The sequence below is a fragment of the Bradyrhizobium nivariense genome (assembly GCF_029846695.2).
GTDB lineage: Bacteria > Pseudomonadota > Alphaproteobacteria > Rhizobiales > Xanthobacteraceae > Bradyrhizobium.
On record NZ_JARWCR020000019.1, the window covers coordinates 100,640 to 126,514 of the forward strand.

Annotated in this window: 24 protein-coding genes and 2 pseudogenes; 14 read left to right on the forward strand and 12 right to left on the reverse strand. The window is 60.0% G+C overall.

Annotated features, from left to right (window positions below; all coding sequences use genetic code 11):
- Positions 1-6 precede the first annotated feature (6 nt).
- Together QCM77_RS18045 and QCM77_RS18050 are read right to left on the reverse strand one after the other, a co-directional pair.
- Positions 7-1,122 (reverse strand): mandelate racemase/muconate lactonizing enzyme family protein, encoded by a 1,116-nt coding sequence (locus QCM77_RS18045; RefSeq protein ID WP_279684429.1) that lies wholly within the window; start codon positions 1,120-1,122, stop codon positions 7-9.
- Between the two features lie 9 nt (positions 1,123-1,131).
- Positions 1,132-2,787: an IclR family transcriptional regulator domain-containing protein gene (locus QCM77_RS18050; RefSeq protein ID WP_279684430.1), complete on the reverse strand. Its 1,656-nt coding sequence runs from the start codon at positions 2,785-2,787 to the stop codon at positions 1,132-1,134.
- A gap of 526 nt (positions 2,788-3,313) precedes the next feature.
- On the opposite strand from QCM77_RS18050, the gene QCM77_RS18055 reads away from it, so the two are divergent.
- Together QCM77_RS18055 and QCM77_RS18060 are read left to right on the forward strand one after the other, a co-directional pair.
- Positions 3,314-3,772: a helix-turn-helix domain-containing protein gene (locus QCM77_RS18055; RefSeq protein WP_279684431.1), complete on the forward strand. Its 459-nt coding sequence runs from the start codon at positions 3,314-3,316 to the stop codon at positions 3,770-3,772.
- Between the two features lie 2 nt (positions 3,773-3,774).
- Positions 3,775-4,364, forward strand: a pseudogene (locus QCM77_RS18060) (VapC50 family PIN domain-containing toxin).
- A 401-nt stretch (positions 4,365-4,765) separates the two neighbouring features.
- On the opposite strand, the gene QCM77_RS18065 reads toward QCM77_RS18060, so the two are convergent.
- The 4 genes and pseudogenes from QCM77_RS18065 to QCM77_RS18080 all read right to left on the reverse strand — a co-directional run bounded on the left by QCM77_RS18065 (position 4,766) and on the right by QCM77_RS18080 (position 8,663).
- Entirely contained in the window at positions 4,766-5,182 is a 417-nt protein-coding gene (locus tag QCM77_RS18065) for a hypothetical protein (RefSeq protein ID WP_279684433.1), read from the reverse strand.
- 104 nt (positions 5,183-5,286) lie between these two features.
- A pseudogene (locus QCM77_RS18070) lies at positions 5,287-6,377 on the reverse strand (DUF2130 domain-containing protein); the annotation flags it as partial.
- A gap of 192 nt (positions 6,378-6,569) precedes the next feature.
- Complete coding sequence (locus QCM77_RS18075; RefSeq protein ID WP_279684434.1) at positions 6,570-8,129, reverse strand: OpgC domain-containing protein; 1,560 nt, start codon at positions 8,127-8,129, stop codon at positions 6,570-6,572.
- Between the two features lie 96 nt (positions 8,130-8,225).
- Positions 8,226-8,663: a hypothetical protein gene (locus tag QCM77_RS18080; RefSeq protein WP_279684435.1), complete on the reverse strand. Its 438-nt coding sequence runs from the start codon at positions 8,661-8,663 to the stop codon at positions 8,226-8,228.
- Positions 8,664-9,439: 776 nt separating this feature from the next.
- Between QCM77_RS18080 and QCM77_RS18085 the strand changes: the two genes are divergently transcribed.
- From QCM77_RS18085 to QCM77_RS18100, 4 genes are all read left to right on the forward strand, one after another.
- The gene (locus QCM77_RS18085) at positions 9,440-10,636 is read left to right on the forward strand and encodes an MBL fold metallo-hydrolase (protein ID WP_279684436.1); all 1,197 of its coding nucleotides are present in this window, start codon (positions 9,440-9,442) and stop codon (positions 10,634-10,636) included.
- A gap of 358 nt (positions 10,637-10,994) precedes the next feature.
- A complete protein-coding gene (locus QCM77_RS18090; RefSeq protein WP_279684437.1) occupies positions 10,995-12,596 on the forward strand; it encodes a tetratricopeptide repeat protein in 1,602 nt (533 codons plus the stop codon).
- A 46-nt stretch (positions 12,597-12,642) separates the two neighbouring features.
- Positions 12,643-13,206, forward strand: coding sequence for a tetratricopeptide repeat protein (locus QCM77_RS18095; protein WP_279684438.1), 564 nt, complete (start codon positions 12,643-12,645; stop codon positions 13,204-13,206).
- Between the two features lie 458 nt (positions 13,207-13,664).
- On the forward strand, positions 13,665-14,171 hold the full coding sequence (locus QCM77_RS18100) for a lipocalin-like domain-containing protein (RefSeq protein WP_279660573.1): 507 nt from the start codon (positions 13,665-13,667) through the stop codon (positions 14,169-14,171).
- A 332-nt stretch (positions 14,172-14,503) separates the two neighbouring features.
- Here the strand turns inward: QCM77_RS18100 and QCM77_RS18105 are convergent, their stop codons facing one another.
- The 4 genes from QCM77_RS18105 to QCM77_RS18120 all read right to left on the reverse strand — a co-directional run bounded on the left by QCM77_RS18105 (position 14,504) and on the right by QCM77_RS18120 (position 18,570).
- The gene (locus QCM77_RS18105) at positions 14,504-14,938 is read right to left on the reverse strand and encodes a response regulator transcription factor (RefSeq protein WP_462804333.1); all 435 of its coding nucleotides are present in this window, start codon (positions 14,936-14,938) and stop codon (positions 14,504-14,506) included.
- Positions 14,935-15,333, reverse strand: a complete 399-nt coding sequence (locus QCM77_RS18110) for a DUF992 domain-containing protein (protein WP_462676306.1) — start codon at positions 15,331-15,333, stop codon at positions 14,935-14,937. The genes QCM77_RS18105 and QCM77_RS18110 overlap by 4 nt, the downstream gene beginning before the upstream one ends.
- A gap of 120 nt (positions 15,334-15,453) precedes the next feature.
- Positions 15,454-16,827 (reverse strand): 2-hydroxycarboxylate transporter family protein, encoded by a 1,374-nt coding sequence (locus QCM77_RS18115; RefSeq protein ID WP_279684439.1) that lies wholly within the window; start codon positions 16,825-16,827, stop codon positions 15,454-15,456.
- Positions 16,828-17,043: 216 nt separating this feature from the next.
- Positions 17,044-18,570, reverse strand: coding sequence for a porin (locus QCM77_RS18120; protein ID WP_279684440.1), 1,527 nt, complete (start codon positions 18,568-18,570; stop codon positions 17,044-17,046).
- A 416-nt stretch (positions 18,571-18,986) separates the two neighbouring features.
- On the opposite strand from QCM77_RS18120, the gene QCM77_RS18125 reads away from it, so the two are divergent.
- The 3 genes from QCM77_RS18125 to QCM77_RS18135 are packed head-to-tail and all read left to right on the forward strand — an operon-like array spanning position 18,987 to position 22,160.
- Positions 18,987-19,676, forward strand: a complete 690-nt coding sequence (locus QCM77_RS18125; RefSeq protein ID WP_279684441.1) for a response regulator transcription factor — start codon at positions 18,987-18,989, stop codon at positions 19,674-19,676.
- Entirely contained in the window at positions 19,651-21,033 is a 1,383-nt protein-coding gene (locus QCM77_RS18130; protein ID WP_279684442.1) for a sensor histidine kinase, read from the forward strand. The genes QCM77_RS18125 and QCM77_RS18130 overlap by 26 nt, the downstream gene beginning before the upstream one ends.
- Entirely contained in the window at positions 20,970-22,160 is a 1,191-nt protein-coding gene (locus tag QCM77_RS18135) for an ABC transporter substrate-binding protein (protein ID WP_279684444.1), read from the forward strand. The genes QCM77_RS18130 and QCM77_RS18135 overlap by 64 nt, the downstream gene beginning before the upstream one ends.
- A 75-nt stretch (positions 22,161-22,235) precedes the next feature.
- On the opposite strand, the gene QCM77_RS18140 is transcribed toward QCM77_RS18135, so the two are convergent.
- Entirely contained in the window at positions 22,236-22,445 is a 210-nt protein-coding gene (locus QCM77_RS18140; protein WP_279684445.1) for a hypothetical protein, read from the reverse strand.
- 608 nt (positions 22,446-23,053) lie between these two features.
- Here QCM77_RS18140 and QCM77_RS18145 point away from each other — a divergent pair.
- Together QCM77_RS18145 and QCM77_RS18150 are read left to right on the forward strand one after the other, a co-directional pair.
- Positions 23,054-23,575 (forward strand): hypothetical protein, encoded by a 522-nt coding sequence (locus QCM77_RS18145; RefSeq protein WP_462804334.1) that lies wholly within the window; start codon positions 23,054-23,056, stop codon positions 23,573-23,575.
- The gene (locus tag QCM77_RS18150; RefSeq protein WP_279660591.1) at positions 23,470-23,775 is read left to right on the forward strand and encodes a hypothetical protein; all 306 of its coding nucleotides are present in this window, start codon (positions 23,470-23,472) and stop codon (positions 23,773-23,775) included. The genes QCM77_RS18145 and QCM77_RS18150 overlap by 106 nt, the downstream gene beginning before the upstream one ends.
- Positions 23,776-23,810: 35 nt before the next feature.
- Here QCM77_RS18150 and QCM77_RS18155 read toward each other — a convergent pair whose 3' ends face one another.
- On the reverse strand, positions 23,811-24,005 hold the full coding sequence (locus QCM77_RS18155; RefSeq protein ID WP_279660606.1) for a cold-shock protein: 195 nt from the start codon (positions 24,003-24,005) through the stop codon (positions 23,811-23,813).
- A 324-nt stretch (positions 24,006-24,329) separates the two neighbouring features.
- Here QCM77_RS18155 and QCM77_RS18160 point away from each other — a divergent pair, with 324 nt between their 5' ends.
- The 3 genes from QCM77_RS18160 to QCM77_RS18170 all read left to right on the forward strand — a co-directional run bounded on the left by QCM77_RS18160 (position 24,330) and on the right by QCM77_RS18170 (position 25,758).
- Positions 24,330-24,506, forward strand: coding sequence for a hypothetical protein (locus QCM77_RS18160; protein WP_279660592.1), 177 nt, complete (start codon positions 24,330-24,332; stop codon positions 24,504-24,506).
- Positions 24,507-24,643: 137 nt separating this feature from the next.
- A complete protein-coding gene (locus tag QCM77_RS18165) occupies positions 24,644-24,832 on the forward strand; it encodes a hypothetical protein (RefSeq protein WP_279660593.1) in 189 nt (62 codons plus the stop codon).
- 413 nt (positions 24,833-25,245) lie between these two features.
- Positions 25,246-25,758 (forward strand): septal ring lytic transglycosylase RlpA family protein, encoded by a 513-nt coding sequence (locus tag QCM77_RS18170; protein WP_279684446.1) that lies wholly within the window; start codon positions 25,246-25,248, stop codon positions 25,756-25,758.
- The last annotated feature ends 117 nt before the right edge of the window (positions 25,759-25,875 follow it).

The following is a 25,875-nucleotide window of genomic DNA, read 5'->3' on the forward strand; positions in this document are numbered from 1 at the left end:
GTGAGATCATGTCCGGACAGCATACCGCGCGATGACATTGAGGTCGGGTTCAAACGCGATACCGAGATCGTTCGATGCGCCCACGAGGCCTTTCAGCGGCTGCGGGGTCGTGGCAACCCACGCCTCCGGCTCGACGAACAGGTATTCAATCAGTGTTCTCGGCGGCATGAGAGGCAACATCGCCAGCGTCGCGAAATAGCCGGGCCCGAAATAGGGTGTATGCGGCATCGCGATCTTTTCGACACGCTTGCAGGCCTGGAGAATTTGGGAAAACTCGGAAACGCCTCCCGCTTTCGTCATGCTTGGTTGCGGATAAGTAACGGCTTCGATGATCCGACGGAAATCGAAGGCGGTGCTGGCATTCTCTCCCGTTCCCACGGCAAGTCCCAGCTTCTCGATCTCGGCCATGCTCCGATAGTCGTCGGGCGGGAAGACCGGTTCCTCCACCCATAGAACGTCGCAGCTTCTGAACGTATCGCGCAGCGCCGCCGTCTCCTCCATCGACCAGGCACAATTGGCATCGACCATGAGAGAGACATCAGGTCCGATGACGTCGCGCGCATGCTTGATGACAACCGGATCGATCTCATGCAGCTTGATGTGGCGATAGCCGAGCTCGAGGGCGCGCTCGCACTGCTCGGCGACGAGGCGACTGTCGCCGTATCGCACTAGGCTAGCATAGGCCTGCCGCTGCGCTGGGGCATTAGCGCCCAACAGGCGCCACAGGGGCAGACCGCATCGCTTAGCCTTCAAATCCCACAACGCGATATCGACCCCGGAGAGGGCGAACAAGGTGATACCGTAGCGCCCAAAAAGATGCAGCCTTTTCTGGACGTCCAGATTCCATGCGGCGATATCGTCAATGATTGCATTTGTGACGAACGGTGCGATCATGTGATCGACGGCCGCTTTCACTGCGTCTAGACAGAAATAGGCGAAGGCGTCACCCCAGCCGACAATGCCGGCTTCATCCTCAACCCGGATCAGAACCATGTCGAGCGTATGCCAGCGCGAGGGCGTTCCGCCTGTTCCTGCCCCGCCGTCGGCGAACGGAATTCGCACTGGAAAGGTTTTGAGCGAGACAATCTTCGGCGCGATGCTGCTGTTGTCTGGAGCTGGCATGATTTTCCTCTAGAGTTTAGCGATGGTGTCCGCCAAGCCGCGTTCACCGATGTCAATCGACAGCAATTGACCGGACAGGGGAGCTTTCGCCAGGCTTTCGCGAGACAGGCCGACCCGTGCGCTCGTGATGAACAGTTCACTCAGGTTTGCCCCGCCGAAACCGATCCCCGTCGGGTTTGGGACCGGCAGTGCGACGGTTCGCTCGATCTCCCCGCTGTCGTTGAGCTTGACGACGCTCCAGCCGTCGGACAACCCGACCCACGGACCGAAATTTTCGTCGACCGCGAGTGCGCAGGGCGCGCCCGCGACCCTGGGGATGTCGGCGAACCTTCGTTTGCGACCGGTCTTCAGCTCCAGCAGATAAATGCACTGACGGGACGGCAATGCGGCGAATAATCCGGCATCGCCGGCAAACGCGATGTCGGTGACGTGGCCCTGCAATTCAAAGACGGCCTCTAGACCCGATTGCTTCCGCCACGAGCCGATGCGGCTCAGATTGGCTTCCACATCGAATGCCGCGGCCCAAATCTCGTGTTGCGGGGAGGCGCGCAGCACCTTGAGCGAAAGACCCGGCTTTCCCTCGATGCGCTCGCGCAGACCGGAAAGGTTGTCGATGACGACGTCGCTGCCGACCGAGAAAACGGCTCCGTTCTCAACGAGGCACAGCGAGTTGATGCTCTCGGACAATTCGTGGAGTGCGATCGTGCACGGATTTTGGCCTTCCATCCGGATCGCCGGCGCCAGCAGATCTGCCCAGACCAAGGTTTGCGCGCGCGCATCCCAACGCGGTGCCGCACCGACAAACGCGGCGGCCGTCGACAATACCCTGTAACCGCCGGCATCATGGTGCCGGGCGCTCTTGATTGTCGGCGCGAGCAGGTCGGAGATTCGCTTGGCGACATCGACGAGCTCTTGTCCCAATTGTTCCGCGCGCCGGGCGGTAATGCGGAATGTCGGGCCTGCCACGCTGATGGCGGCGAGCGGTTTCCCGCCGGGATCAAGAATAGCCGTCCCGACGCAGCGCGTGCCGAGAACGATCTCCTCGTCGTCGATGGCGTAGCCGCGGGCGCGGACGATCGAGAGATGGGCCCTCAATTGTGAGGGGTCGCAGATCGTATTGTCCGTGAACCGCGCCAGCTCGCCGCGCAGGGCAAGGCTGAGTTGAGTCTCAGAGAGATGAGCAAGTATGGCTTTGCCCTGGCTCGTGCAGTGCATTGGCTTCAGTGCGCCGAGCCTCGCATTCGAGCGTTCCGAATGGGCGCTTTCGAAGCGCCCAAGAGACAGAACGTGACTGCCCTCTTGCACGGCGAGATAAGCAGTCTCGCCCGTCAGATCGCGCAATCGTCTCAGTTCCGCGGAAGCGATTGACGCCAGATCCGATGACGACCAAGCGTTCTGAGCGAGATCGAGGAAGTTGAAGCCGAGCGTATAGGTTTGAGTGCGAGGATCGGCCCGGATCAGACCGCGCGAGATCAGTGCGCCCAGGATTCGGTAGAGCGTGGCTCTGGGGATGCCCGTTTGGTCGGCAAGAAGCGCTTGGTCGAGCGATCCGGGAGATCTGCCTATCAGCTCGAGGATATCGCAAGCCTTGCCCAGAAGTGCCGTTCCGGCGACGCTCCTGGGGTGGATCAGATCGGCAGACCACTCAACCTCGGGCTCAGGCATGACCCAATTCTAGGTTCGATTGGTGAGACCATCCAGCTCATGATACTCGCGTAAGTGCGTCCGGAGGGTCCATATGCCCACATATTGAGACTCACTGTTGATGTCGCCAGCGAACCTCGCCCAATCCAGAGTTTGGTGGGGGAAACGACCAGCCGAGTGTTGCCTCAGCCAGCGATCGCGTCGGAGGAGGTTTTGCGTGACGAGCGCATCGAGATCAGAAGACGCGATTTCCGGTTCCAGTGGGAGCAAAAATATCTCAACGAAATGAATGGCTTAGAACGAAAATTCGCTACGCCCCCCTGAAGGATTGAAGAGCTCAAGTTTTTCAAGTGCTTAACCGGTGGCGTGCACCGGGAGAGATCGACCGCGCCCGGACCGTCGGATGAAGCATCGCGTTGGGCCGCCTGCTGCCCAAGTCGATGGAACCCCGCTTTGGCGAGGAACTCTAGTGCCTTTCGTTTATTTCGCTTGTTGCGTTTATTTCGAATATGGCGTACATACAAAGCAGTACAGGGGAGACGATACGATGACCATGCCAGCCCACGCCGGAGAGCTGGGGGGTACTCGCCTGCCTTCCGCGAGCGAGAAGGCGGCAGCCAACCAGCTTCGTCAGATACTCGCGTCGCATGCGACGGGAGACGCCAAACTACGCGTGCTCGATGATGCGCAAAAGGCAGCTGAGATAACATTGTCGCCGGCCCTGTCGAGCCTCTTGATGGAATTGCTGCGGCATATCGGTCGCGGCGATGCGGTGACGCTCGTGCCTGTGCATGAGATGTTGACCACGCAGCAGGCTGCCGACATCCTGAATGTCTCACGTCCGTTTCTAGTCTCGCTGCTTGAGAAGAACGAAATTCAGCACGTGACAGTGGGGCGTCATCGCAGAATTAGGGCCGAGGACCTATTCGCCTATAAGCGCACGCGTGATGAGAAGCGAGGCAACGCGCTTGCGAATCTCGCCGAGCTGGACGCGGAGCATCTGTAAGCTTGTTTGCAAACTGTTTCACGGCATTCGTCGATGCGTGCTCGCTTGCGAGCGCGCTCAAAAGGAACCTGCTGCTCTCCCTGGCGGAGGCGGAGTTTTTTCGTCTCCGCTGGTCGAGCCGCGTTCTGGATGAGACCGAAGCAGCTATAGAGGAAATCTTAAGCGGCAAAGGCTTCGACGATGCAACGGCGCGCGCGGAGCGGGCGCGTGCCAGCATGGAAGCCGCCTTCGAAGACGCCATGGTTACAGATTTTGACAACTTCTTGCCGGTTGCGGCGGGTCTGCCCGATCCCCGCGACCACCACGTCGTTGCTGCGGCGGCCAAGACGCAAGCCGCAATGATCGTAACGGAAAACCTTAAGGACTTTCCGGCGGCAGTTCTTTCTGACCTGAACATGCAGGCGAAATCCGCCGACGCTTTCATTGCGGATACCATCGCACTCGACGAAGCTCGCGCCGTTGCAGCCATTCGACGTATGCGGAACGCTTCAAAAAACCAGAAATGACGCCAGCGGAGCTGTTGCTCGTGATGGAGGCTGCGGGACTGATCGAGACGGTTGACCTGCTAAGGGCACACCTCGAATCGCTCTAGTCGATTCGACAGCCTCAGAACATGTGCTCACGATCGAGTCCACCGTGACACTGCACTGCTGCGGGAATGGGGCCGTCTCGGCCAGCGCGGCCGCCGGCGCCTCGGTCTATTCGCTGGGCCAGTGCAGGCCGTCGCGCCGCCCGAGGCTGGGCTCGAGCGCAAAGCCCGTCATGGCTAGAGCTGGCGAAGTCCCACAGCTGCAGTGAGCGGTCCTGTTCCCCATGATTTCGCTGACGGACGAACTCGACGCATAACTCAAAGTCGCCAGCAAAAATTGCTTCGGATATTCCATAATGAAGGTTATGCGAATCAATAAAGATTATGTAAATCACTAGCTTATACGTCGTCCAACGAACTGCGCCGCTTCAAAAGTCAAGACTGGCAGTCCCGACCGACCTTCCTTACGACGCGTTCGCCTGCCTTCGCCGAACCATGTCCCGTTGGCGGCGCTTTCGGTCGCGCTTGTGCCGAACTGGCGCTATCGAAGGCATCGGTGACAGAGTCGTGGCCAGCGTCGGCTCCTCGACCACGCCGATGCTAGGTGGCTCCGTTGCTTGGGCGGGTGCGGGCCGTGCCTCCATGGTCGCGAGAACCGAACGTCCCTTCTCGGTGATACGCCAGCCGCGGTTCAATCGCTCGATGAGACCTTGGGAGAAGATATCCAGGTCGGGCACGCGGGCCGCCAATCGCTTCGTGCGTTCGGCCCAGTCCCGTCCGCTAGTCGCCAGGATCGCCATGTCGCGCTTGAGGTCCGCCATGGCGGCGAAGCCGTCTGGATAGCTGACCAGCACCTTGAGAACCGTCACCTGGAAGTTCACCGCCCCACCCGTACCCGGCTTCCGCGAACTTACTTCCTCGACATCTTAGATGTATCCGTGAACGTCTGTCGACTCGCGATTCATCCGCTGGTTTTCGTGGGGGCTATCAATGCGTCCTTTGTTTTCTGGAGATGGTCGATGGACTTATCAATCTCATTAATCGCCGTCTGGAAATGCCTGGAGGCGAGATCGTAGTTTTTGGCAAACCCATTCTTGAACGTCTCAAGCTGGTTTTCAAACTGCGTGATGTCAATATTCTGCGCCTTAACCAGGGCCAGTTCGGTCTTGTACTTCAGGGAGTTGAGAGATGCATTCCGCAGAAGCGTAATCATGGGCAGAAAGAACTGCGGCCGGATGACATACATCTTCGGAAAGCGGTGGAAGACGTCGACGATGCCCGCGTTGTAGAGTTCGCTCTCAGGTTCGAGCATCGACACCAGGACGGCATACTCGCAGCCCTTCTCGGTACGATCCCGATCAAGTTCCTTGAGGAAGTCCTCGTTCTTGCTCTTCGTTGCGGTTTTATCGCTCTCGTTCTTCATCTCGAACATGATCGAAGTGATCTCAGTGCCGGCCTCGTCCGACTCACGAAAGATGTAATCGCCCTTGCTCCCGGTCCTCGCATCGTTGTCTTTCTCGAAGTAGGCCCGCGGAAAGGCCATCGATCGCACCTTGTTGAATTCGGTCTCGCAGTGCTTTTCAAGGGTTTCGCCAACCATTTTGGTCGAGAGGCGGGCCTTCATATCCTTCAGGCGTTCGATCGCGTCGTCGCGATCCTTAATCTGGGTCTCGTACTTGTCCTTGAGAGCTTTTTCAGCCAGCTGCTTTTCAAGCTCTGCCTGCTTGATGCCATTTCTGAGCTCATCGCGCTCTTTTTCAACGGCACTGACAGCCTCGGTAACGGCGAGCTTCTTCTCAAGCTCGATACCTTGGAGCCTGGCCTTCAGCTCTCGGATTTCCTCTTCCTTGCCGGCGGAGACCTTGTGCAGCTCGCTGGCCAAAAGCGCCTCAGCAAGCTCTGACGCAGCTTTCCTCTCGTGTTCAGCATGCGCGAGCGCGTTCGCGAGGGTATCACCTCTTTTTCCACTAGGCTAAGCGCTTCGATGAGAGCGAGCTTCCGAGTAATCTCGCTCGCGTCGAGCTCGGACTTCAGCTCTTGGATTTCGGCGTCCTTGGCAGCCGCCGCCTTGTGCAGTTCGTTGCTGACCTTCGCCTTGGGCCGCCAATCGCTTCGTGCGATCGGCCCAGTCCCGTCCGCTGGTCGCCAGGATCGCCATGTCGCGCTTAAGGTCCGCCATGGCGGCGAAGCCGTCTGGATAGCTGACCAGTACCTTGAGAACCGTCACCTGGAAGTTCACTGCCCCACCCGTACCCGGCCTCCGCGAACTTACTTCCTCGACATTTTAGATGGATCCGTGAACCTCTGCCGCCTGGGTTTGATCCTGATTGAGTTCAGCAGCGTTGCGGCGGCGATCATCAGCAGGATGCCGACGAGGCTGAGCGCGATCTGCATCGCAAGACCATTCGAGATGTCGACCAGCGCTATTTGGCTGGCGAGCGCCAGCAGAACACCGAGACAATAGATTGCCAGCGAGTTCTCCCCACAGCGGATCGCTGCGCGCATCAGCGGCGTTGGCAGTTGCCGATCGCGAGGTACGAGCCATACCGCTAAAATCGCAAGCGCCAAAAAATGCAGCAGCCGCAAGGGGGCGAGATCCGATTTGTCGACTTGGTAAACCACATTGGCGAGCGCTTGTGGGACCAGATCTTCCAGCGTCGTGAGACACCAACTCAACGCCACGATCAGGCTAAAAGTCAGATAGAGAACTGCAAGTACAAGCGCGATGCGACAGGTCATCCAAGGCCACACTCCCCTGCCCGCAATGACACACCAGGCGCCGAGCACAACCAGCAACTGCCAAGCCAGCGGGTTGAAGAACCACACGTTGTCGGGCCATGCCGGGACGGTCCAGCCGAAGACGTGCACCAGCACATAAAGCAAGAGCGACGCGCCGAGTGTCGCGTTCGGCACTCGCAGCAGCAACCACAATAGCGGTGCAAACAAAAGATGATAAACCACGAAGATCGGCAAGACGTCGGTGTTGACCGGACGGTATTGCAGGATTGCCGCATGCGCGAGCGCCGCACCCGGATGTTCCAGCAAAAGGCGCGTGTTGCTCTCGTCCGCGATCCGGCCACCGCCGCTTAGGTAGACCATGATGGCGCAAGCCACGGTGAGCAGTAGAAATGCGGCATAAATATCCCAGCTTCGCCACAGCGTACGGGTGATGACGCCGGGCCAACCGTCGCGCGAATGTGCGCTGCCGTAAGCCAGCGCGCAGGTCACACCGGAGACGAACATGAATACTTCCGCGCTATCACTGAAGCCGTAGTTACGCAGCGTCAGCCAGCTTCCGATGTTGTTGGGGACATGATTCAGAAAGATGCACCAGAGCGCGATGCCGCGGCAAGCATCGATGCGTAGGTCGCGGCCTGGCCCTTTCGGCTCCGGCAGCGCGCCCGCCAATGGCATCGCAGGCGTCGCGAGCAACTCGGGTTCGGGCTGCGGATGCAGTACGCGCAACGCATTTCGCTCGATCTCCGGCAGCGTCCGGCGAATGTCAATGTTCAACGAAGTCCGATGCTTGTCGAGGTCGACAGGCACGCCACTAACGGGATACAATCGCATCGGCTCCCGGGCATCGGACAGATCGATCGAACTGATCGCCACCATCTCGACGAAAGAGCTGCGGGGCGGCGGCGCAGGCACCATCATCATGGTGGCGACGGGCCGAAAGGACGGAAATGATAATCCTTCCATTCCTTCCATTAATTCTTCGTCGGTAATCACTTCATACGAGCCAGCCGGTAATATCCGCTCGAAGCTTGTGATCCGAAATGGGTGCTCGAACTCCACCGTTTCACGTCGTGATCGGGTCATCGCCATGATCATCCTCGCACGTTGGCGAGGACGCGCCGGGACAGCGGATAGCAGCTGGCATATAGAGGCGTCCTCGCGCGTGCTGAACGCTCAATGACGAGGCTATTCAGCACTTTGGGCGAAAGCGATTCCACTGCAAACCGAAACCGGAAACTCCGCCTCAGAGCCTTGCGCGTCCGGATTAATCGTTATCGAATATTCGTTGCCGTCCCGGCAGCCAATGCGCCAAGCATCGACCCCAGATTCGGTGCCGCCTTGATACATGGTCCGAACAACAGCACCACAGGCCTGCTTCCTATTCTTCAAAATGGACGTCCAGAAAGCGAGATGCTTAGCCTGATCCAGTGCAAGTATCCTCATCGACCTATTGTTAGCGGCATGGGCCGTTCTGAAAGGCTCGGGAGCTACGACCTCGGGTGGCATGGCTGTCGTTGTAGTGGCAGCCGCCTTTCTAAAATGCAGATCGGCATCCAGAACAAACCATAGGACGGTAAAGCTCGCGACAGTCACCAAAGAGAGAATAGGCGATCGCTTCATCATGTCTCTCCCTCCCAGAGATCGAGACATTGCGCCATCGCGGCGTCGCGAGGCCCGAGAAATCTAACGAAATATGGTACTTCCGAAATATGGTACTTCGTGAACGGCGCTGATCGCTGCAACCGCACAGGAACTGACCCCTACCTTTCGATGAGTAGTGGCACAGCGGGGGGCGCAGCAGCGGCAGCGGGTTCAAGCAACGGCACAGACGTGTCGCGAAAAGATGTCAAGGTGGGGCTGACTGATACCGTTTAGAGCCGCGTCAGCTCGGCTCGAACCTTGCGTGTCATTGCGTGCCGAGCGGCGAGCCTAGCAGCGCACTAGATGTCGGATTCGGCCACACGCGACCTAGTCGATCGAAAGAGCTTGATCCGATCAACGGCAAACACAACTCACGATTTATGAACGCGCGGAGGTTTCACACAACCGCCGGGGCATAGAAGGGCAACGGCGCGCGAGACGGGCTCAGATCGCATGACGCGCGGCACGAGAGAAATGTCCCTTCCTGGCCGATTTTATTGCAAAAGTCGGCTGTAACCGACGGATGTCGTTCGGCCATTCGCTAAGGCCGACCCGCTTTCCGCCCATTACCGGACATGCCGCGAGCCGCTACTCGAATCGACACGTCGATAAGGGAAGTAGCTTTGCCAGATCGAGAACTCAGAGCTCAGGCGAGTATTTTTTATTGACGGAGCAGCTGGTTGATAGGAGCATATCGGACTTGAGACGCCCGACCTTTCCTGTTTTGGCCTCATGGCTGGCAGAATGGGAGGTTAGCAATGGCTATCGATTACGCTTCGGCTTCAATCGCGCTATCACAAACAGGTCCTCAGGCGCCCCGGCGGCAGTTTTTCTGCGACGAGGTTGGGCGGCGAGAATTTCTCTGCGGCGGAGGCGCCGGTCTCTTAAGTCTGATACTTGCTACCCTTGGTGGCTCGAAGTCGGTCAGTGCGGGGGCTGTCACTGGGTCATTGCCTGAGCTCGACCGCGTGGCAGTTCGAATAGTGATCGATAGTTATCAGTTCGCTGTCGCCCCGAGCAGAAAGCTACCCAACCTCGATATCCAGCACTTTGGCTGGGGTCTTAGCGACAAGCCGCCGCGCAAAACTTTGGTTAGCGAGTTCGGCCTTGCGATGCAGGTCGAGTCGCGACGCGGCAACGAGACGCGCAACATCCTAGTTGATTTCGGTTTCACGCCGGAAGCCCTTCTCAACAACACGAGCCTGCTTGGTATTGACCCGGCGGCCATCGACGCACTTGTGCTCAGCCACGGGCACCAGGACCACTTTGGCGGTCTCGTCGGTTTCTTGCAGGCGCATAGCGGCAAGCTCAAGCCCAAACTGCCGTTGTTTGTCGGCGGCGAAGGATGTTTCTGCGCGCGCGAGTGGACTGCACCCCCGGTGCGGGGCAGCTTCGGCGTCATCGACCGCAAAGCACTCGAGGAGGCGGACCTCGCCGTAACCGTCGCAGCCAGACCTGCCCTGGTTGCGGATCACGCCGTCGTCACGGGGCAGATCAGTCAGAAGACCTTCGAGAAGGTGCTGTCACCGAGCGCAATGACCATTGGTCTCGACCGCGGCATCGGCTGTTATCCCGAGCGCCTCAGCGAGGCGGAACGTACTGCGCCTGTGGTACCGGATCAGTTTCAGCACGAGATCGCGACGGCGTTTAATCTGAGAGGACGGGGGCTTGTCGTTCTCACTTCATGCAGCCATCGCGGCGTGGTCAACGCGATCAAGGAAGCTCAAGCCGCCTCGGGCGTGGAAAAAGTTCATGCGGTGATCGGGGGCTTTCATCTCGCGCCCTATCAAGAGGACTACGTTCGAGATACGGTCAAGGCACTCCAGGAAATCGATCCGACTTACGTGATTCCGCTGCATTGTACGGGGGAGCCCTTCTACGAAACCGCGCGGGCTGCGATGCCGACAAAGCTCCTACGCTCGTACACCGGAACTCGATTGGTTTTCGATGCGTGAGCGCAGCCTAACCATTAAATGAATGTCCGTTCGTGGGGGCCGAAGCGGACCAATGACGACGTGCGCTGATTTCGGCATGTTCAAGACCGTGTCCTAGAGCCTGCGAATGCCGCTGTCCGAATGGGCACGCCGCCTGACCCTTTTGATCTCCCGCAATGTTTTCATTTAGCTAGTGTTTCACCGTGCGAAAGCGCAAAGTGAAACGATCATCGCCCGCCCTTGATGTTTTTGGTGGCTGTGAGCGCTGCGCTCCCGCGTCGCGAGGCGAACATCAGGCAAATGGCGCGCCCGACCGATGCGTTTGTCTGCATCAAGCTTACGTACCATCGCTCGCGCAAGGCCAGAGAGGACATTTACAATGAACACGCAATCGCGGCGAATCTCGTTTGCGGCTGGTCTGATCACCGCTGCGCTCGCAAGCGGCGCAATCGCCCAGCAAGACGAAAAGCTCGGCAAGGTGGTCTTCCCTACCTCTTGCGCCCCCAATGTGCAGACAGAGTTCGATCGCGGTGTCGCAATGCTGCATTCATACTGGTTCCTAAAGGCTCGCCGGACGTTCGAAGGGATACTACAGCAGGACCCCGCCTGCGCCATGGCGCATTGGGGTGTGGCGATGGACTTCCTCGGTAACACCCTTGCAGCCACGCCGAGCCGGGCCGATGCGCAGGCTGCTTGGGACGCGCTTGAGAAAGCGCGGGCTACAGGGCCGAAGACGCAGCGCGAACGCGACTGGATCGAGGCGCTGAGCGCCTATTTCCGCGACCATGACAAGGTCGCCGTGGATGTCCGACTGGCAGCCTACAATGCCGCAATGGAGCGGATGGCTCGAAGCTATCCGGATGACTACGAGGTGCAGACCTTTTACGCGCTGACGCTCCAAGCCTCGGCGCCGAAAAGCGACCTCACCTATGCCAATCAGACCAAGTCCGCGGCGCTTTTAGAAAAGCTTTTCGAGCAGAACCCGCAGCATCCGGGTGTGACGCACTACCTCATTCACGCCTATGACTTTGCACCACTTGCCGAAAAGGGAATTGCGTCGGCGCGGCGCTATGCTGGCATTGCGCCGGCCGTGCCGCACGCCCGGCACATGCCGTCGCACATCTACTCCATGGTCGGACTTTGGGAAGAATCCATCGCCTCGAACGCATCGTCGCTTGAGATCCAGCCCGACTACTATCACGCGTCGGATTTTACGGTATATGCCCAACTGCAGCTCGCGCAGGATGCCAAGGCCGATGTGATGATCAAGAAATCGCTTGCCACCGCCGACCGCGGTGATCGTCCGATCAACTTCGTCAATTTCACCGCCAAGGCCGCGATGCCAGCGCGTTACGTCCTGGAACGGGCGGATTGGGCCGGCGCCGCCGCGTTGCCGATGACTCCCACCCAATATCCTATGGCGGATTCACTGATCCGTTTCACGCGAGGTCTCGGCATGGCGCGCACTGGCGATTTCGCGGGCGCTAAAGAAGAGATCGAAGCGATGAAGGCGTTGCGCACGACGCTGCAGCACGCCGACCAGTCCTACTGGGCCGACCGCACGGAAGAGCAAATGCTTGCCATTTCCGCATGGGTGGCACTGAAAGAAGGCGATCGCGATCAGGCACTGCGGTTCATGCGAGCAGCGGCTGACAGCGAAGACGGTAGCCTCAAGCATGTGGCGATGGAGAATCGACTCTATCCGTTCCGAGAATTGTTGGCGGAACTGCTTCTTGAGACAGGGCAGCCAGCAGCTGCCTTGAACGAGTTCGAGACCGCGCTCAAGCAGACCCCCAACCGCTTCCGAGCCTTCTTGGGATCCGCCCGCGCTGCGGACAGCGCAGGTGACCGCCAGAAGGCATCCGAGTACTTCGGCAAGCTGGCGAACCTGGCCAAGAACGCTGATACGGAGCGGCCGGAAATCCGTGAGGCCCAGGCATACTCGCGCCGAGATGACACGATCGGTGGCGTACGAAAATAACTCCTCGGCTGTCTGACCCGGCAGCCGTCAATTCGAGAAGGCAGCGATGACTCGCGCGGTCGCGTTGGCTACGATGCTCGTCGCGCTGGTGGCCGGCGTGGCCATCTACACCATAAGCGCGCCGGGCTGGCGGAACGGGATTACACCGCGGTTCGGCGGGCTCGACCCTCGGGACGAGACCGAAGCATGGCCGATCTGCACCACCATGGCATCGGTCGCATCGGAGGCCGGCTGGGCGCAACTCGACCCCGATTTCAAGGCCGGCAAGAAGGCGCTGGGCGTAGAGAATTGGCATGCTGCAGTCGTAGCGTTCGAGCTCGCCGCGCTACGCGATCCGACTAATGCCGATGTCCAGAACTACATTGGCTATGCCTATCGGCGGCTGCATCAGATGGGTCCGGCCATCGGCCATTATCACCAGGCATTGATGCTAAATCCGCGCCACCGCAGCGCGCATGAGCATCTCGGCGAGGCTCACCTGGTGCTTGGGGAGCCGGCCAGGGCAGAGCAACTTCTGGCGGCGCTGGAAAACCTCTGCCTCATTCCCTGCGACGAATACGACGACCTCAAGCGAGCCATTGCGGCGTACAGGAGGCTGGCCGGGCGCTGAGATCCAGACGCAATGTCGAAGTCATGAGGCTGCTGGATCGGCTCGCACCTGATCACAGCGGACTTCCGCAAAAGACAATGGCCTGGCGCTGCGCAAGGTGTGCGCGCTTCGTCGAACTCTGCCGTGAGATGGGTCTTCTCGCAACGGCGAGCGTAGGCGAATTTCTCGTCTGGCCGGCATTTCGTGGACCAACGCCTCGCCCTGATCGGAGCGACCGGGCGATGGGTCTCATTCCTCAAGCCCGCGAAACCTGCTAGATGTTATGTATCTGCCCTTGAGCGGGACGTGCCGAATTCTCCGCGCGGGAGCGGGCTGCTAACGTGCCGTCGGCGGGCATTGGATTCCAATAAGCCGACATTCATTTTTGGCGGAATACACCCGTGGCCGCAAAATGCGCGGCCACGAAATCGCGACCGCACCTGCGATCTATTCAGCACCATTCGAGACAGGAGGAGAGCATGAATCGGCGTAGTGTGTTCAGCATGTCTGCACTGATGGCGTTGGGAGTCGCCCTGCTGCCGAGCAACGTCAGTGGTCAACAGAAGTCGATCAAGGAGCAACTCGTGGGGACCTGGACGTTCGTCTCCTCGACAACGAAACTTCCGGACGGGAGTCCGGCGTGGGGCACCAATCCGAAAGGGCTGCTGATCTTCACCGAGAACGGATACTTCTCGTCGCAAATTGTGCGCTCCGATCTTCCGAAGTTCGCGACGCAAAACCGCGCACAGGGTACGCCAGAGGAAAACAAAGCCGTCGTACAGGGAAGCATTGCCAACTTCGGCACGTACACGGTCGACGAAACGAAAAAAACTTACACGCTGAAATTTGAGGGCAGTTCGTTCCCAAATCGAGCAGAGACCGAACAGACGCGAGGATTCACAATTGCTGCGGACGAATTGAAGGTCACCAACCCATCAACGTCCATTGGCGGCTCTTCTGAGCTCGTCTACAAACGCGCCAAGTAGGTCCGGACTCTGGTCCTGAGCGGGTGCAAGGGCGCGAAGTCATTGGATGTTCAGCAGGCGGTTGCTTGGTCCGACCCGGGCTCAGCAGAATCCGCGCTCGGTTCATTGTAATGCGGCGCCCGAAATCGTTGGGGCAGACCAGCATCAGCGCGAATTGAATGAAGGCTGGAGCCGGGTGACTTCCGCAATTGGACCCGTTCGAGACATCCTGGTTCCATTTGACGATGTCCGCTTATCTGGTCAGACCGGACATCATCACCTCAGGGGGCAAACCGACGCGATTGACCCCAAACGGACGTAGCGACCCCGGGTTCTTGTTATGGCTGCGCCGGCTAAGCCACAGCTTTCGAAATGGCATTCAGCAAGACATCCTGTGCGAACGGCTTGCGTAAATAGGCGATGCATCCGGCGTCCATCGCCTCATTGCGCGTGGCCTCGTCGTCGCTCGCGGTCATGAAGATGACGGGCCACTTCGATCCCGATGCCGCAAGACGGCGCTGCAGCTCGATTCCCGAAATTCCCCAGAGGTGAATGTCAAGCAGCAAGCAGGTTGCCGTCTGCACGCTGTCGCTCTCGAGCAACGCCTCGGCCGTCGCGAACGTCCGGCTCTCAATGCCGTGGCACGCCAACAGCCGCGACACGCTCTTCAGAAGGCTCGCATCGTCATCGACCACGACCACAACTGTCCGCTGCGCCGTCATATCGTGTCCAGCCCCCAAGGCGTATATGGCCCCCCAGGGGGTCGGCCAATCCTTGATCTGGATCAACGAAGGTCCGCTGGCGCTGATGTCATCGCTGCGCCTTGCGAGGCGCAGGCGCAGTGACCGGCCGCAACTCCATGCTGGATACGCCCGCTGTAATGTTCACGCCCGTCTGACCCTGCGGACACCGGCTGCAAAGCGACCGTGCGGTCCGAGCCGCCGATCAGGAGGTTGGCACCCACTCCGGCGCCGACCCTACCACCGGCGGTCGCACCCGCATAGGTTCCCGCCAACGCCGCCCGGCGCAGTGTGGTCGGCGCAAAAACGGCCCAAGTCAGCTGGCCGCCGGACGTGGCGCCGATGTCGAGCTCAAGCGTACCGACGGTGCCTTCATAAGCCTCGCGCGCCCGCGCGGCGGTGAAGCACCGGCTTCGGCAGACGCAAGGGGTGCGTTCCGACAGAAACGACCCTTAGCGGCACCCAGCGCCATCTCGCGTGGGGATGCGGCTCTGTCGCGCCCGCAGGTCCGGCACCGGTGGCACCTATTCAAACTTTCCTCATGATTCCTTGCCTCTCGCGCCTTAGGCAATCCACCGCAACAGCACCAGAACGGCGGTCACGGTGATGGCGCCTCCGATGCGCGTGGCGATCTGGGCGAACGGCATCAGCTCCATGCGCTCCGCCGCGGTCAGAATCGCGACGTCGCCGGTACCACCCTGGCCGGAATGACAGGCGTTCACGATCGCGGTCTCGATCGGATACATGTTCATGAGCCGGCCGATGACGGCGCCTGTGGCCATGAGCGTGAAGACGGTCGCGATGATCGTCACGAGGTTGGCTACCGTGAAGGCTGCCATCAGCCTCTCCCAGGGAGTCAGTGAGACGCCGATCGCAAACAGCAAGGGATAGGTCATGCCGATCCGGACAAACCGGTAGACGACCAGCCCGCCCGACTGCAATCGCGGCGATACCGCGCTGCCAAGCTTGGCAGCGACCGCAAGGAACAACATCGCAACCGGTGCCGGCAGGCCGATCAGATGAAACAGCATCACGCCCATGAGATAGAGCACGATCGCGGTCAGTCCGGCAGCGGCAATCGCAGTGACGTCGGATGAGGATGACGTGTCCTCCTGCTGCTCCAGGGCGGCCAGATCGAGTGCGCCATCGCCCGGCGGCTGGAGCCGCCCGTTACCGGTGAGATGCGGATATTTCCTGCCGACGTAGTTGAGCGTGCCGGAGAACAGGATGGCGGTGAGGCTACCCAGCATCACCGGCGGAAGCACCTGGGCGAAGAAGTCGCCCTGCGGCTGGCCGAGGATGGCCGCATAGCCGATCGAGAGCGGGATCGCGCCCTCGCCGACACCGCCCGCCATGATCGGCACCACGATGAAGAAGAAGGTCTTGTAGGCGCCGAGTCCGAGCATCATGCCGACGAGGGTGCCGACCGCGGCAGCGGCGAGCGAGCCGACGCCGAGCGGCACGAAGATCTTGAGAAAGCCCTTGACCAGCACGTTGCGGTCCATCCCCAGGATGCTGCCGACGATGATGGCGGCGATGTAGACATAGAGGAAGTTCGTGAACTTGGTGAAGTCGATGATCGACTTCTCGATCGGCGCCGGGATCAGCTTGTAATAGACCAGCGCGGACGGAATGAAGGTCGCGAAGATCGCAGCCGCGCCGATGTTGCGTAGGATCGGCAACCGCCTGCCGATCTCGGCGCAGGTAAAGCCGCCGAGAACGAGCACCGCGATCATGGTCGGTGCATCCGGCTTGATCTGGCCCTGCTGCGTCAGACTGGCGAGCAGCACGACGAGGATCGCGTAGATCGGCAGCGAGATGATGCCGACCTTGTAATCCATCAAGCGCCACCAGCCGGTCGGCCAGAACGACGTTGGACCAGACGTGATCGCGGGCTCGCGATAGGGCGCGGCGTTGGCCTGAATGGTGTCCGACATGGCGTTCTCCCGTTCCATCACTCTATTTTTTCTTCTGTACAGCGTCCCGTGCCGCGAGCCGAAAGGGCCGGCCACCTACGGCACAAGATGACCGAGTGAGGGGCATCTCCCCGGCGTCTTCGCGGCACGGTGCGCATATGAATTCGCCGGCAGGATTGGATCATCGTTCGCGGGCGGTCGGAGACTTCGACCGTCCGCTGTTTGCTGGCGCTATGGCTACCATTTGTAGCGAACGCCGGTCACGACCTCGTCCGCTGAATCGTGCAGATGTGCCTGGCTCGCGCTGTATCCACCCGACGTCTTCAGGTGATCGCCGGCAATGTACACGTCGACGTTCGGGATCGGGTGGTAGATGAACGAGGCGTAGGTCGTCATGCGGGTGCCGGTCCCGGTCGCGACCGCACCGGTCGCATCCTTGAACGGCACTAGCGTATAGCCGGCGGCGCTGATCGCGGCATTGTGGGCGAAGAAGTCCTGCCAACCGACTTCGACGTCGTACAACTTCGAGGGCGTTACCTTGGCCGAGACGGTCACGACGTCGTCGTTACGCGTGCCGAGTATCGCGCCCTGGTCGGCCGTGTAGCGGATGTAGCCTGCATTCAGGCGAAGCAGGCCGCCGTCCCAGTTGCCACCAAGGCCCCACGACTGGTGGGTGTGACCGACATTGGTTGTGCCGATCGTCGGGATCTCGAGCACGTTGGACTCGGTGTAAAAGCCCGACACGTGGAACTGTCCGGCATTGTAGCCGGCCGCCACAGCAGCGCTGCTCCCCTTGTCCAGACCTGCTCCCGGAATCGGCCCGCTGCCATTCGGACCGCCCGGACCGTTGCCGTCGCTGAAATTATAGGCCGCGCCCAGGTAGAGGCCGTTGTCGAACACCTTCTTCCAGACCAGGCCCTGATCGTATCGGGTATCGCCCTGTCCACCTGCGCCGTTGCCGCCGCTGGTATAGAAGATGAGCTGCTTGAAGTTGTTGACGTTGGTGAAGCCGCCTTCGTTGGTGCTGAGGGCAGAGGCACCGTAGGGATCAGCCCAGATGTTGGCGACGTCACGCGGCAGCGTGTTCTGGCGGCCGACGCTGAACTTGCCGATCGTCGGGCTTTCGAAGCCCACCCACGCGTCGCGATTGAACAAGACGCCGGGCGTATCCATGTTGCCGCTCGGCAGCTCGAACTCGCTTTCCATCCGCGCCAGCAGATTGAAGCCGTATTCGGGGAAGACCTTCTGGGTGATGAAGATGCCCCACCGGTTGCCGCTGAACCACGACGTATTGAGGCCGACCGTCGAACGTCCGGCCTTGTCGACATTGGTCACGTAGCCCAGGGTCGGCTCGATGACGCCGTAAAGCAGCACGTCTGTGTTCTGGGTTTCGATGATGTGCACGGGCTGGCCGGTCTTGAAACTCTCCCAGGGACCGGCTTTGGTCGGGATCGGCCCGGCGGCCGGCGGCGGCGCTTCAGCCCTCGCCTCCTCCTTCTTCTCGACCTGCTTGAGCCGGTCGTTCAGCGCCTTGACCTTGGTCTTCTGCTCTTCCATGTCGGACAGGCGCTTGTTCAGCGCCCGGATCTCGGCCTTCAATTCGCTGAGGTCGTCCGCTTTCGCGGGCACCGTCGCAAGCCCGATCGCGGAGATGGCCGCCCCGATCAGCGCATAGCGGGCAATCGAACCAAGCTCCGTCTTGTGGTGATCCAGCCTGGCTCCGCCGGACAGCCAGTGTTGGCGCAGTTGCGTCGTCAATTTCATGTCGCCCCCCAAAGAGATTTTGTAAGAGGGGGAAAATTGGCGGTGACTGCTGTCAAAACCCTGTCATCTGGCGCGGGACGGAGAACTCCTCTGCAAGAGGTCTTCACCGTTGCAACTTCATCACAGCAAGACGTGCATAGGGTTCCGTTCGCACATGCACAATCTATGGGATTGAGGGGAAAGTCCGTAGCGATACGGGCCCCCAAGGCCAAACCCTTGACCGCGCCCTTCATCCTGAAATACTCGTCGCAGCAACAACGTGCGCCAACAGCAATGGCGCCCCCGGGCAATGACAAGTTCGGCGCTCAAGCCGATAGACGTTCCGGACCATGTGAATGATCGGCATCAGGCGACATCCGGTGCCGATTTCGGAGACGGGTTTTCTCAAGGGGGATACAGCCTATGCACAGGATTTCATGCGTGCTCTTCTGATCGAAGACACGGTCGATCTGGGCGCGGCCATCGCTGCGCGCCTTCGCGATCAGGGGCATGCGGTCGAATGGCTGACTGACGGCGGCCTTGCCTCGCAGCGTGTTCAGGAAGATCCGTTCGATCTCATCATTCTGGACCTCTCGCTGCCCGGCATGGATGGCGCCGACGTGCTCAAAGGATTGCGCGGCCGGCGGATCAATACGCCGGTGCTCGTCATCACCGCGCGCAGCGAAATCGGCGACAAGATCGACCTGCTCGACATCGGCGCTGACGATTACCTGGTCAAACCGTTCGATCTTCGCGAGCTTGAGGCGCGGATGCGGGCGGTCGTACGCCGACACAGCGGCACACCCACCAGCCGGATCGAACTCGGCGACATCACGATCGACATCGCCGCGCAGTCAATCGTCGCGGCCGGCCGCAATGTCGAATTCACGCGGCGCGAATTTCGCCTGCTCGAGCTGCTTGCACTGAACGTCGGGCAGGTTGTCCCGCGCGAGCGCCTTATGGACCAATTGTTCGGATACGAGAATGCGGTCAACCCGAACGCGCTCGAGCTCTACATCTCCCGGATTCGGCGGCGACTGAAATCCTCCTCGCTCCGGATCGACACGGTGTGGGGAACCGGCTATGTCGCGAGGATCGACGATGCGCAGCCGTCAAAGATCAATTAAGCGCGATATCGTTTTTGGTGCGATCTCGCTGCTCGCCGTACTCGGCATCGGGCTGTTCTTCTACATCCGCAACTTCTCGCTCGATGCTGCCGACACTGCATTCGACCGCGTGCTTGCGGCCGCAGCACTTTCGATTGCAGACAACATCCGGGTCGATGACGGGCATCTCACGCTGGAGCTGCCGCTCGCTTCGCTGGAGATCCTGGGTGCATCGCGCGAGACCCGGGCGTTCTATGCGGTGCGGGCGCCCGACCACTCATTGATTACCGGCTACCCCAATCTGCCCGAACCGACGCCGACACATGATCACAAACCGCATTTCGAGGACGCCATCTATACCGACGATCCCGTGAGGATTGGCAGCGTCCAGCGTTACATCGACTTCGGCGAGAAGTCCGGCTGGGTCAGCATCACGGTCGCGGAGACACGGGAGGCCCGTACGGAGCTCGCCGCCCTCATCGTGAAGAATTCACTCGCGCCGATGGCGCTCGCGGGTCTCGTGATCTGCCTGTTGATCTCGACCGGCCTGAAGCGAGCCTGGGCGCCGCTGGTCGCGCTCGAGAGCGAGCTGATCGGGCGATCGCCAACCGACCTCAACCCGATTCAGACATCGGTGCCGCGTGAGGTGAGCTCGCTGGTGTCGAGCCTGAACATCTTCATGCAACGGCTCGAGGGCGTCCTCAGCACGTTGCGCCGGATTGCGGTAGATACCACGCACGAGATACGGACGCCGCTCGCCTCGATCCGGGCACTCGCCGAAGTCGCTGCATCCGAGCGGAATGCGAGTGTCGTCTATAGCTATGTGCATCGCATTCATGCCAACGCTGTCGATGCCACGCGCATCGTCAATCAGCTGCTGGCAGAAGCGGCCATCGCCCATCATATCGAGACCTCGGCCAATCCTGCTTGCGATTTTCTCGAGCTTTACCTGCAAGCGGTCGAGCGGCTTCCGAGTGGCGACATGCGGCGCTGCCGGCTGGCCGATCTTTCCACGACCCACGAGGACTTCCCGGTTCGCGGAGCGCCGCTGGCGTTCCGCGAGTTGATCGACAATCTGCTGGACAATGCGTTGAAATACGCGCCGGAAGGCATGATCGACGTCGATCTGCGCACGTCGTCCGATGGGTCGACCGTTGAATTCGAGGTGGCCGACCGTGGACCCGGCATTCCCAACGACGAGAAGCCGATCGTGCTCGAACGCTTTCGCCGCGGGTCGAGCGGCGCGAGCGCCGCCGGGACCGGCCTCGGGCTCAACATCGCCAAGAGCGCTGCTGCTGCCGCCGGTGGCGATCTGTGCCTGCTCGATCGCCCGGGCGGCGGGCTCGTCGTCAGGGTAACCTTGCCGAGGACGTCATGACGGCTTTTCGTAAGAGACCAGCAATACGGCGCACGGCATTGTCGCTAGGCCTGGTCATGGCGCTTCTTCTCTTCGTCAATGCACACTGCTTGGCCGACCAGTCAAAATCCACGCACGAGCTGAAAGTCTTCCCCGCCCCCTCGTCAGCCACCGAAACGCTGCTCATTCACGGAACCGCGGATGTCGTGGCTATGGGCCCGGTCATCGAAGGCTTTCAAAGGGAGCACCCCGAAGTCGAAGTGCGCTATCGCCTCTATGAGACCGTCCCGCTGTATCAGGAGGCCCTGACCGAAGTGGATGACAAGCCCGCGGCGGACCTTCTGATCAGCTCGGCGATGGACCTTCAGGTCAAGCTTGCCAATGACGGACACGTCCAGAAGGCCGCGATCACAGCCCGCGGCTTGCCGGACTGGGCCATCTGGCGGGACGAAATCTTCGGGTTCACGCTCGAACCGGCCGTCATCGTCTACAACAAGGACGCGATCGAGCGCTCCGAGGTGCCGAAGTCGCATCAGGATTTGATCCGGCTGCTCGAGGTTTCGCCGGAGCGTTTTCGTCGAAAGATCGCAACTTACGACATTGATGTCAGCGGCGTAGGCTACCTGTTTGCAACGACGGAATCGATGCTTTCGGCGAACTTTTGGCGCCTTGCGCATGCGCTCGGCCTCGCCGAGGCACGGCTCTATTGCTGTACGCAGGATATGCTGGATTCGCTCAGCCGCGGTGACGCCGTCATCGCCTATGATGTCCTGGGCTCCTATGCGCTTCGCCAGGCGGAGGTGCAACGAAACCTCGCCATCGTGCTACCGGAAGACTACGTCGTGGCGGTGTCCCGCACCATCGTGATTCCCCGTAAGGCGGAACATGCGGCGCTTGCCCGGACATTCGTCGAATATACGCTCTCCGAAGCCGGCCAGGCTGTCGTGTCAGATGCGTTCGGTCTTTCGATTGCCGGCCTGGGTGCCGACCGCGAGCAGATGAAAGCACGATATCTCAGTGAGAAACCGGGCGTGCTCAATTTCCCGACTCTCGGGCTCCCCGCGCTGACCTATCTCGATGGCGTCAAACGCGAGCAGTTCGTCAAAACCTGGCAGCGGATCGTAACACCACAGAGCGGCGCGCCTTGACGCCGCTCTGCCTCGCGATGTTGCTCCCGGTGGCAAAGCGGAGCTGCAGCAGCTCCTGCTTTCCAAGGTTCGAGTTCAGAAGTCGAACGTCATACCGGTGGTGACCGCTTCGGCCTTGTTGCCGGCCACGACGTTGTTGTTGGCGTCGCGTCCGCAAACGCCGTAGCCATGTCCGCTGACGCCGAGGCAGTAATGCGCGCCCGGCCCGTTGCGCAGATAGCTGCCGACCAGGTACCAGCTCACGAACGGGCTGAGGTCGGCACCGGCACGAACCCGAACACGCACACGTCGTCGGGCTACACCAACACCCACGGCACTTATGTGCAGCCCTACGTCGCAACCAATCCGAACAGCACTCAGCGGGACAACTTCACGGCCACGGGCAACGTCAATTCCTCCACCGGATCAGTCGGCACGCACCGTCCGCGGTATTGATCGCCCGGCGGTGACGGCTTACCCTGATCTGGTGGCTGTATGGTTACCGGCTATGGAAGCGAGCTCGCTGCGAGGGCAACTTTGCGCTGATCTAAAACGAGGCGCGGGACCGAATCCCCGCGCCTGATCCATTTGCCGCTTTCCACACCGCCGACTCGCCCGGCGGCGTATTCTTTTGGGCAAGGCAGGCTGAGCTCCCGTACCTCATGCCTGCGCAATCGTCTCAGTTCTGTTTCCTTCGCTTGGCGTGACTGGTGTCGGTTGCGGGTTCGGTGCGATCAACCACGACTCGCAGTAGCTCACGCGCGTTCCGGGGCCCAAGGGATTGATAATTTGACTCCCGCGTGCGCCGCGCATCGATGGCGGCATGCGGCCTCGGAAGCCCCTCCTATACCGAGGGCGAAAAGCCGACCAAGAGCTGGGTGTTCCGGTTCATGATCCAGGGCCGCGCGCGGAAGATGGGACTCGGTGACGTCGATCAAGTGAGCCTGAAGGACGCGCGTAAGCTGGCGCAGGCGAAGCGCCTGCTAGTGGTGGACGGTAGACTAGAGCGCGACGACCTGCCGAGGTCAGCTCACCCAGACCGAACTTTCCGGCCCGCGCAGCTTCAATCAGTTGCTCGGCGATATACCGGCGGCTTGCATGGTCCCCGCCATTCGGTAGTTCGGCACAGACCTGGTCCAACGCCACGTCCATATTCGCCTGAACCCGGTTCTCAAACTCGCTCATCCTCCGGTCTCTCCTTTGATGATGACCTGAAGAAACTAAGCGGGTTTAATATCGACTGCGCACGACGATTTTTTGCTAGCTTTTCCTGCGGAACGCCTGCAGACTTCGTCGCATTGAGAACTCAATTGTATCGGGGGACATTGCAATGGCAAAACCTGCCGTTTCCCGGGATGCCTTTCGTGGGTTGTTCGCTTTCTATGCGGCGAAGGCTCATCACGACCACAAGTACGAGGGCGAACGTTGCCTTTTGAAGCTGTTCGGATCTGCGGAAGACATTCCTGAAAGCCTATTGGGGCAATGGTCGGACAGAGTTGACCTCCTCGGCTTCGAAACCGTTGGTCGCATAATAGAGCCGCGTGCCCGTCAAATCACTGATGGCAACGCGCGCTACGACCATGCCAGCGACTTTCTCTATGTGCTCTTGAGAGATCTCGGGCAAAAAGGGCAGTGACCAAAACTGTGGCCGCGCTAACATGGCCGCAGTCGTCAGACGCGCAGATTTTCCGCGCTGCTCTTCCCACGCCTCTGATCAACTTTGATCTCGTAAGAGATCTTCTGCCCCTCGGCCAAGCCTGATAAGCCAGCGCGCTCCACTGCACTAATATGCACGAAAACATCCTGGCCGCCGTCATCGGCCTGGATGAAGCCAAATCCCTTGGTCGCGTTAAACCACTTCACAATGCCTGTCGCCGCATCCGCCTCCGGTTAACAATGAGAACAGCCCAGGTCGACCGCATTGGGGCTGACAAGCCAAAAACCCCAGCGCGCGAACGCCGGCGAGCGTTATCGAAGCAATCAGCTGGTCTGAGTAATGAGCGAACGATTGCAGGCGACGACCGCTGGGCTTGTGAAGTAGTTCACAGATCGGAACAGAAAAGCCCACTACCGTGGCCGAGAGCGCGCGGAGCGAAGATACTCCGCTCCAGCGACGTCTTGGAACGTTGCCCCGGGTTGCCTTACAATAGTGAAGCAAAAGAGGAAGGTATCCGTCACAGGACGACAACGATGACTGACGACCAGTTGGCGCGTGCACATCGCAACAATATTCAACGCTATCGCCTCTTATTGCAAACCAATCTGACTGAGTTCGAGCGTCAGTTTGTCGAAAGGCGCTTGAGCGAAGAGCAATCGAAGCTGGAGATGCTGGTCAGCTCGTGCTCAAGCAAATTGCACCGCGACTAATCAAGTGGCCCAGATACCCGCGACAGCTTCGGCATTGCGTGCTGAGGCGGCTCGCCGGAGCACCGCGGGACACCGCCCCAACCACTTGCGCTCGCCCTCCGGCTGCGGTTGGATCATGGTTTTAGGACATTGATCCAATGGCCATCCAATTGATTGTGCCAAAGATTCTCAGAGACGAGCTTGCTTTGCGGGGCATTCGATCCTTAACCGCGGAAGAGTCGGAGGCGATTGCTGCTCGCATCTTTGAGCGGATCACTGAGCTCGAGCTGGAGCTTGCCGCGTGGGATTTCAATATTCCAGCGAGCGGCGACGACGGACCGACGTGACGAGCCGGCCCCTACGTCCGGTTGCGATCCACTGCGAGCGAGGCTTGATAACGTACGGAGCGTCTTACGCGGCTCGCGGCATCTCGCCCCGCTGAATTGTTGCGGTCCGCTCAATGTCCTCCTCGTCTCTATATTCAGGTGAAGAGATTCACGCTGCTGATTGAATCGCCTGCATGCACATGCGGTGTTGCCGCTGCTTCGCAGGGCTTCAAGCTCTAGAACTGCTCGCCGATGTTCGTGATGCGTTGCAGCGAGTTATCTGCTTGCTGCATTGCGTCTACGTTCCGCCATGCAAAACGCTCAAGCAACATCGGTATGAAATCACCTCTTCGCATATGAATCCCGGATGTCCCGGAACGCGCCTTATGAGTTTGCATTGTTTCTCTGTTTTGTGATTTGTAGCGAGGTCGATCATGCGTCCGTTTTCTGGAATGATTGTGATTGCAACGGTCTCGACTTTGACGGGGCTTCAAGCGACCCCTGCTGTCGGGCAAACATTTAATGACAGATGGTCCATCATTCCAAAGGCTCACGCGGAGCCCGCTCCTGAAGGACTCGATCAGACAAAGAAGGAGGAGCCGCAAGCGCAACCTCCGAACGGACAAGAGCCCTTGAATGATCGTTCAGGCGCTCAATCTTTCAATCGAGTCATTTCCGGAAAAGCGTCCTACTATTCGTATGCCAAAGGCAAGACAGCGAGCGGTTCATCGTTTGATCGGAATCTACTAACCGCGGCGCACCGCCGTCTGCCGTTCGGCACGAGAGTCCGCGTCATTGATCTTGAGACGAATAAGTCGGTGGTGGTTCGTATCACCGACCGCGGACCATGGATCCGTGGCCGCGTCCTCGACCTCTCGCTCGCGGCTGCGCGCAGCTTGGGGATTACGAATCGTGGCGTGGCTCAGGTCCGTGCTGAGGTGTTGTAGCAGACGTCCATTGCCCTGCGAAAACACGCAACCGCCGCCCACGCGCCCCTCGCGTCAACAGTCCGGTTTTGGCCTGAAACGAATCTGCCGTGTCTCTAAAGAACCCTGACGCTGTCG

Bases quoted from the DNA above. Each gene is read 5' to 3' on its own strand.
- QCM77_RS18050 (WP_279684430.1), bottom strand. From the start codon at position 2,787: ATGCCTGAGCCCGAGGTTGAGTGGTCTGCCGATCTGATCCACCCCAGG.
- QCM77_RS18095 (WP_279684438.1), top strand. From the start codon at position 12,643: ATGACTCGCGCGGTCGCGTTGGCTACGATGCTCGTCGCGCTGGTGGCC.
- QCM77_RS18120 (WP_279684440.1), bottom strand. From the start codon at position 18,570: ATGAAATTGACGACGCAACTGCGCCAACACTGGCTGTCCGGCGGAGCC.
- QCM77_RS18085 (WP_279684436.1), top strand. From the start codon at position 9,440: ATGGCTATCGATTACGCTTCGGCTTCAATCGCGCTATCACAAACAGGT.
- QCM77_RS18165 (WP_279660593.1), top strand. From the start codon at position 24,644: ATGGCCATCCAATTGATTGTGCCAAAGATTCTCAGAGACGAGCTTGCT.
- QCM77_RS18080 (WP_279684435.1), bottom strand. From the start codon at position 8,663: ATGATGAAGCGATCGCCTATTCTCTCTTTGGTGACTGTCGCGAGCTTT.
- QCM77_RS18130 (WP_279684442.1), top strand. From the start codon at position 19,651: ATGCGCAGCCGTCAAAGATCAATTAAGCGCGATATCGTTTTTGGTGCG.
- QCM77_RS18160 (WP_279660592.1), top strand. From the start codon at position 24,330: ATGACTGACGACCAGTTGGCGCGTGCACATCGCAACAATATTCAACGC.
- QCM77_RS18055 (WP_279684431.1), top strand. From the start codon at position 3,314: ATGACCATGCCAGCCCACGCCGGAGAGCTGGGGGGTACTCGCCTGCCT.
- QCM77_RS18125 (WP_279684441.1), top strand. From the start codon at position 18,987: ATGCGTGCTCTTCTGATCGAAGACACGGTCGATCTGGGCGCGGCCATC.
- QCM77_RS18045 (WP_279684429.1), bottom strand. From the start codon at position 1,122: ATGCCAGCTCCAGACAACAGCAGCATCGCGCCGAAGATTGTCTCGCTC.
- QCM77_RS18170 (WP_279684446.1), top strand. From the start codon at position 25,246: ATGCGTCCGTTTTCTGGAATGATTGTGATTGCAACGGTCTCGACTTTG.
- QCM77_RS18090 (WP_279684437.1), top strand. From the start codon at position 10,995: ATGAACACGCAATCGCGGCGAATCTCGTTTGCGGCTGGTCTGATCACC.
- QCM77_RS18100 (WP_279660573.1), top strand. From the start codon at position 13,665: ATGAATCGGCGTAGTGTGTTCAGCATGTCTGCACTGATGGCGTTGGGA.
- QCM77_RS18145 (WP_462804334.1), top strand. From the start codon at position 23,054: ATGGGACTCGGTGACGTCGATCAAGTGAGCCTGAAGGACGCGCGTAAG.
- QCM77_RS18075 (WP_279684434.1), bottom strand. From the start codon at position 8,129: ATGGCGATGACCCGATCACGACGTGAAACGGTGGAGTTCGAGCACCCA.
- QCM77_RS18150 (WP_279660591.1), top strand. From the start codon at position 23,470: ATGGCAAAACCTGCCGTTTCCCGGGATGCCTTTCGTGGGTTGTTCGCT.
- QCM77_RS18115 (WP_279684439.1), bottom strand. From the start codon at position 16,827: ATGTCGGACACCATTCAGGCCAACGCCGCGCCCTATCGCGAGCCCGCG.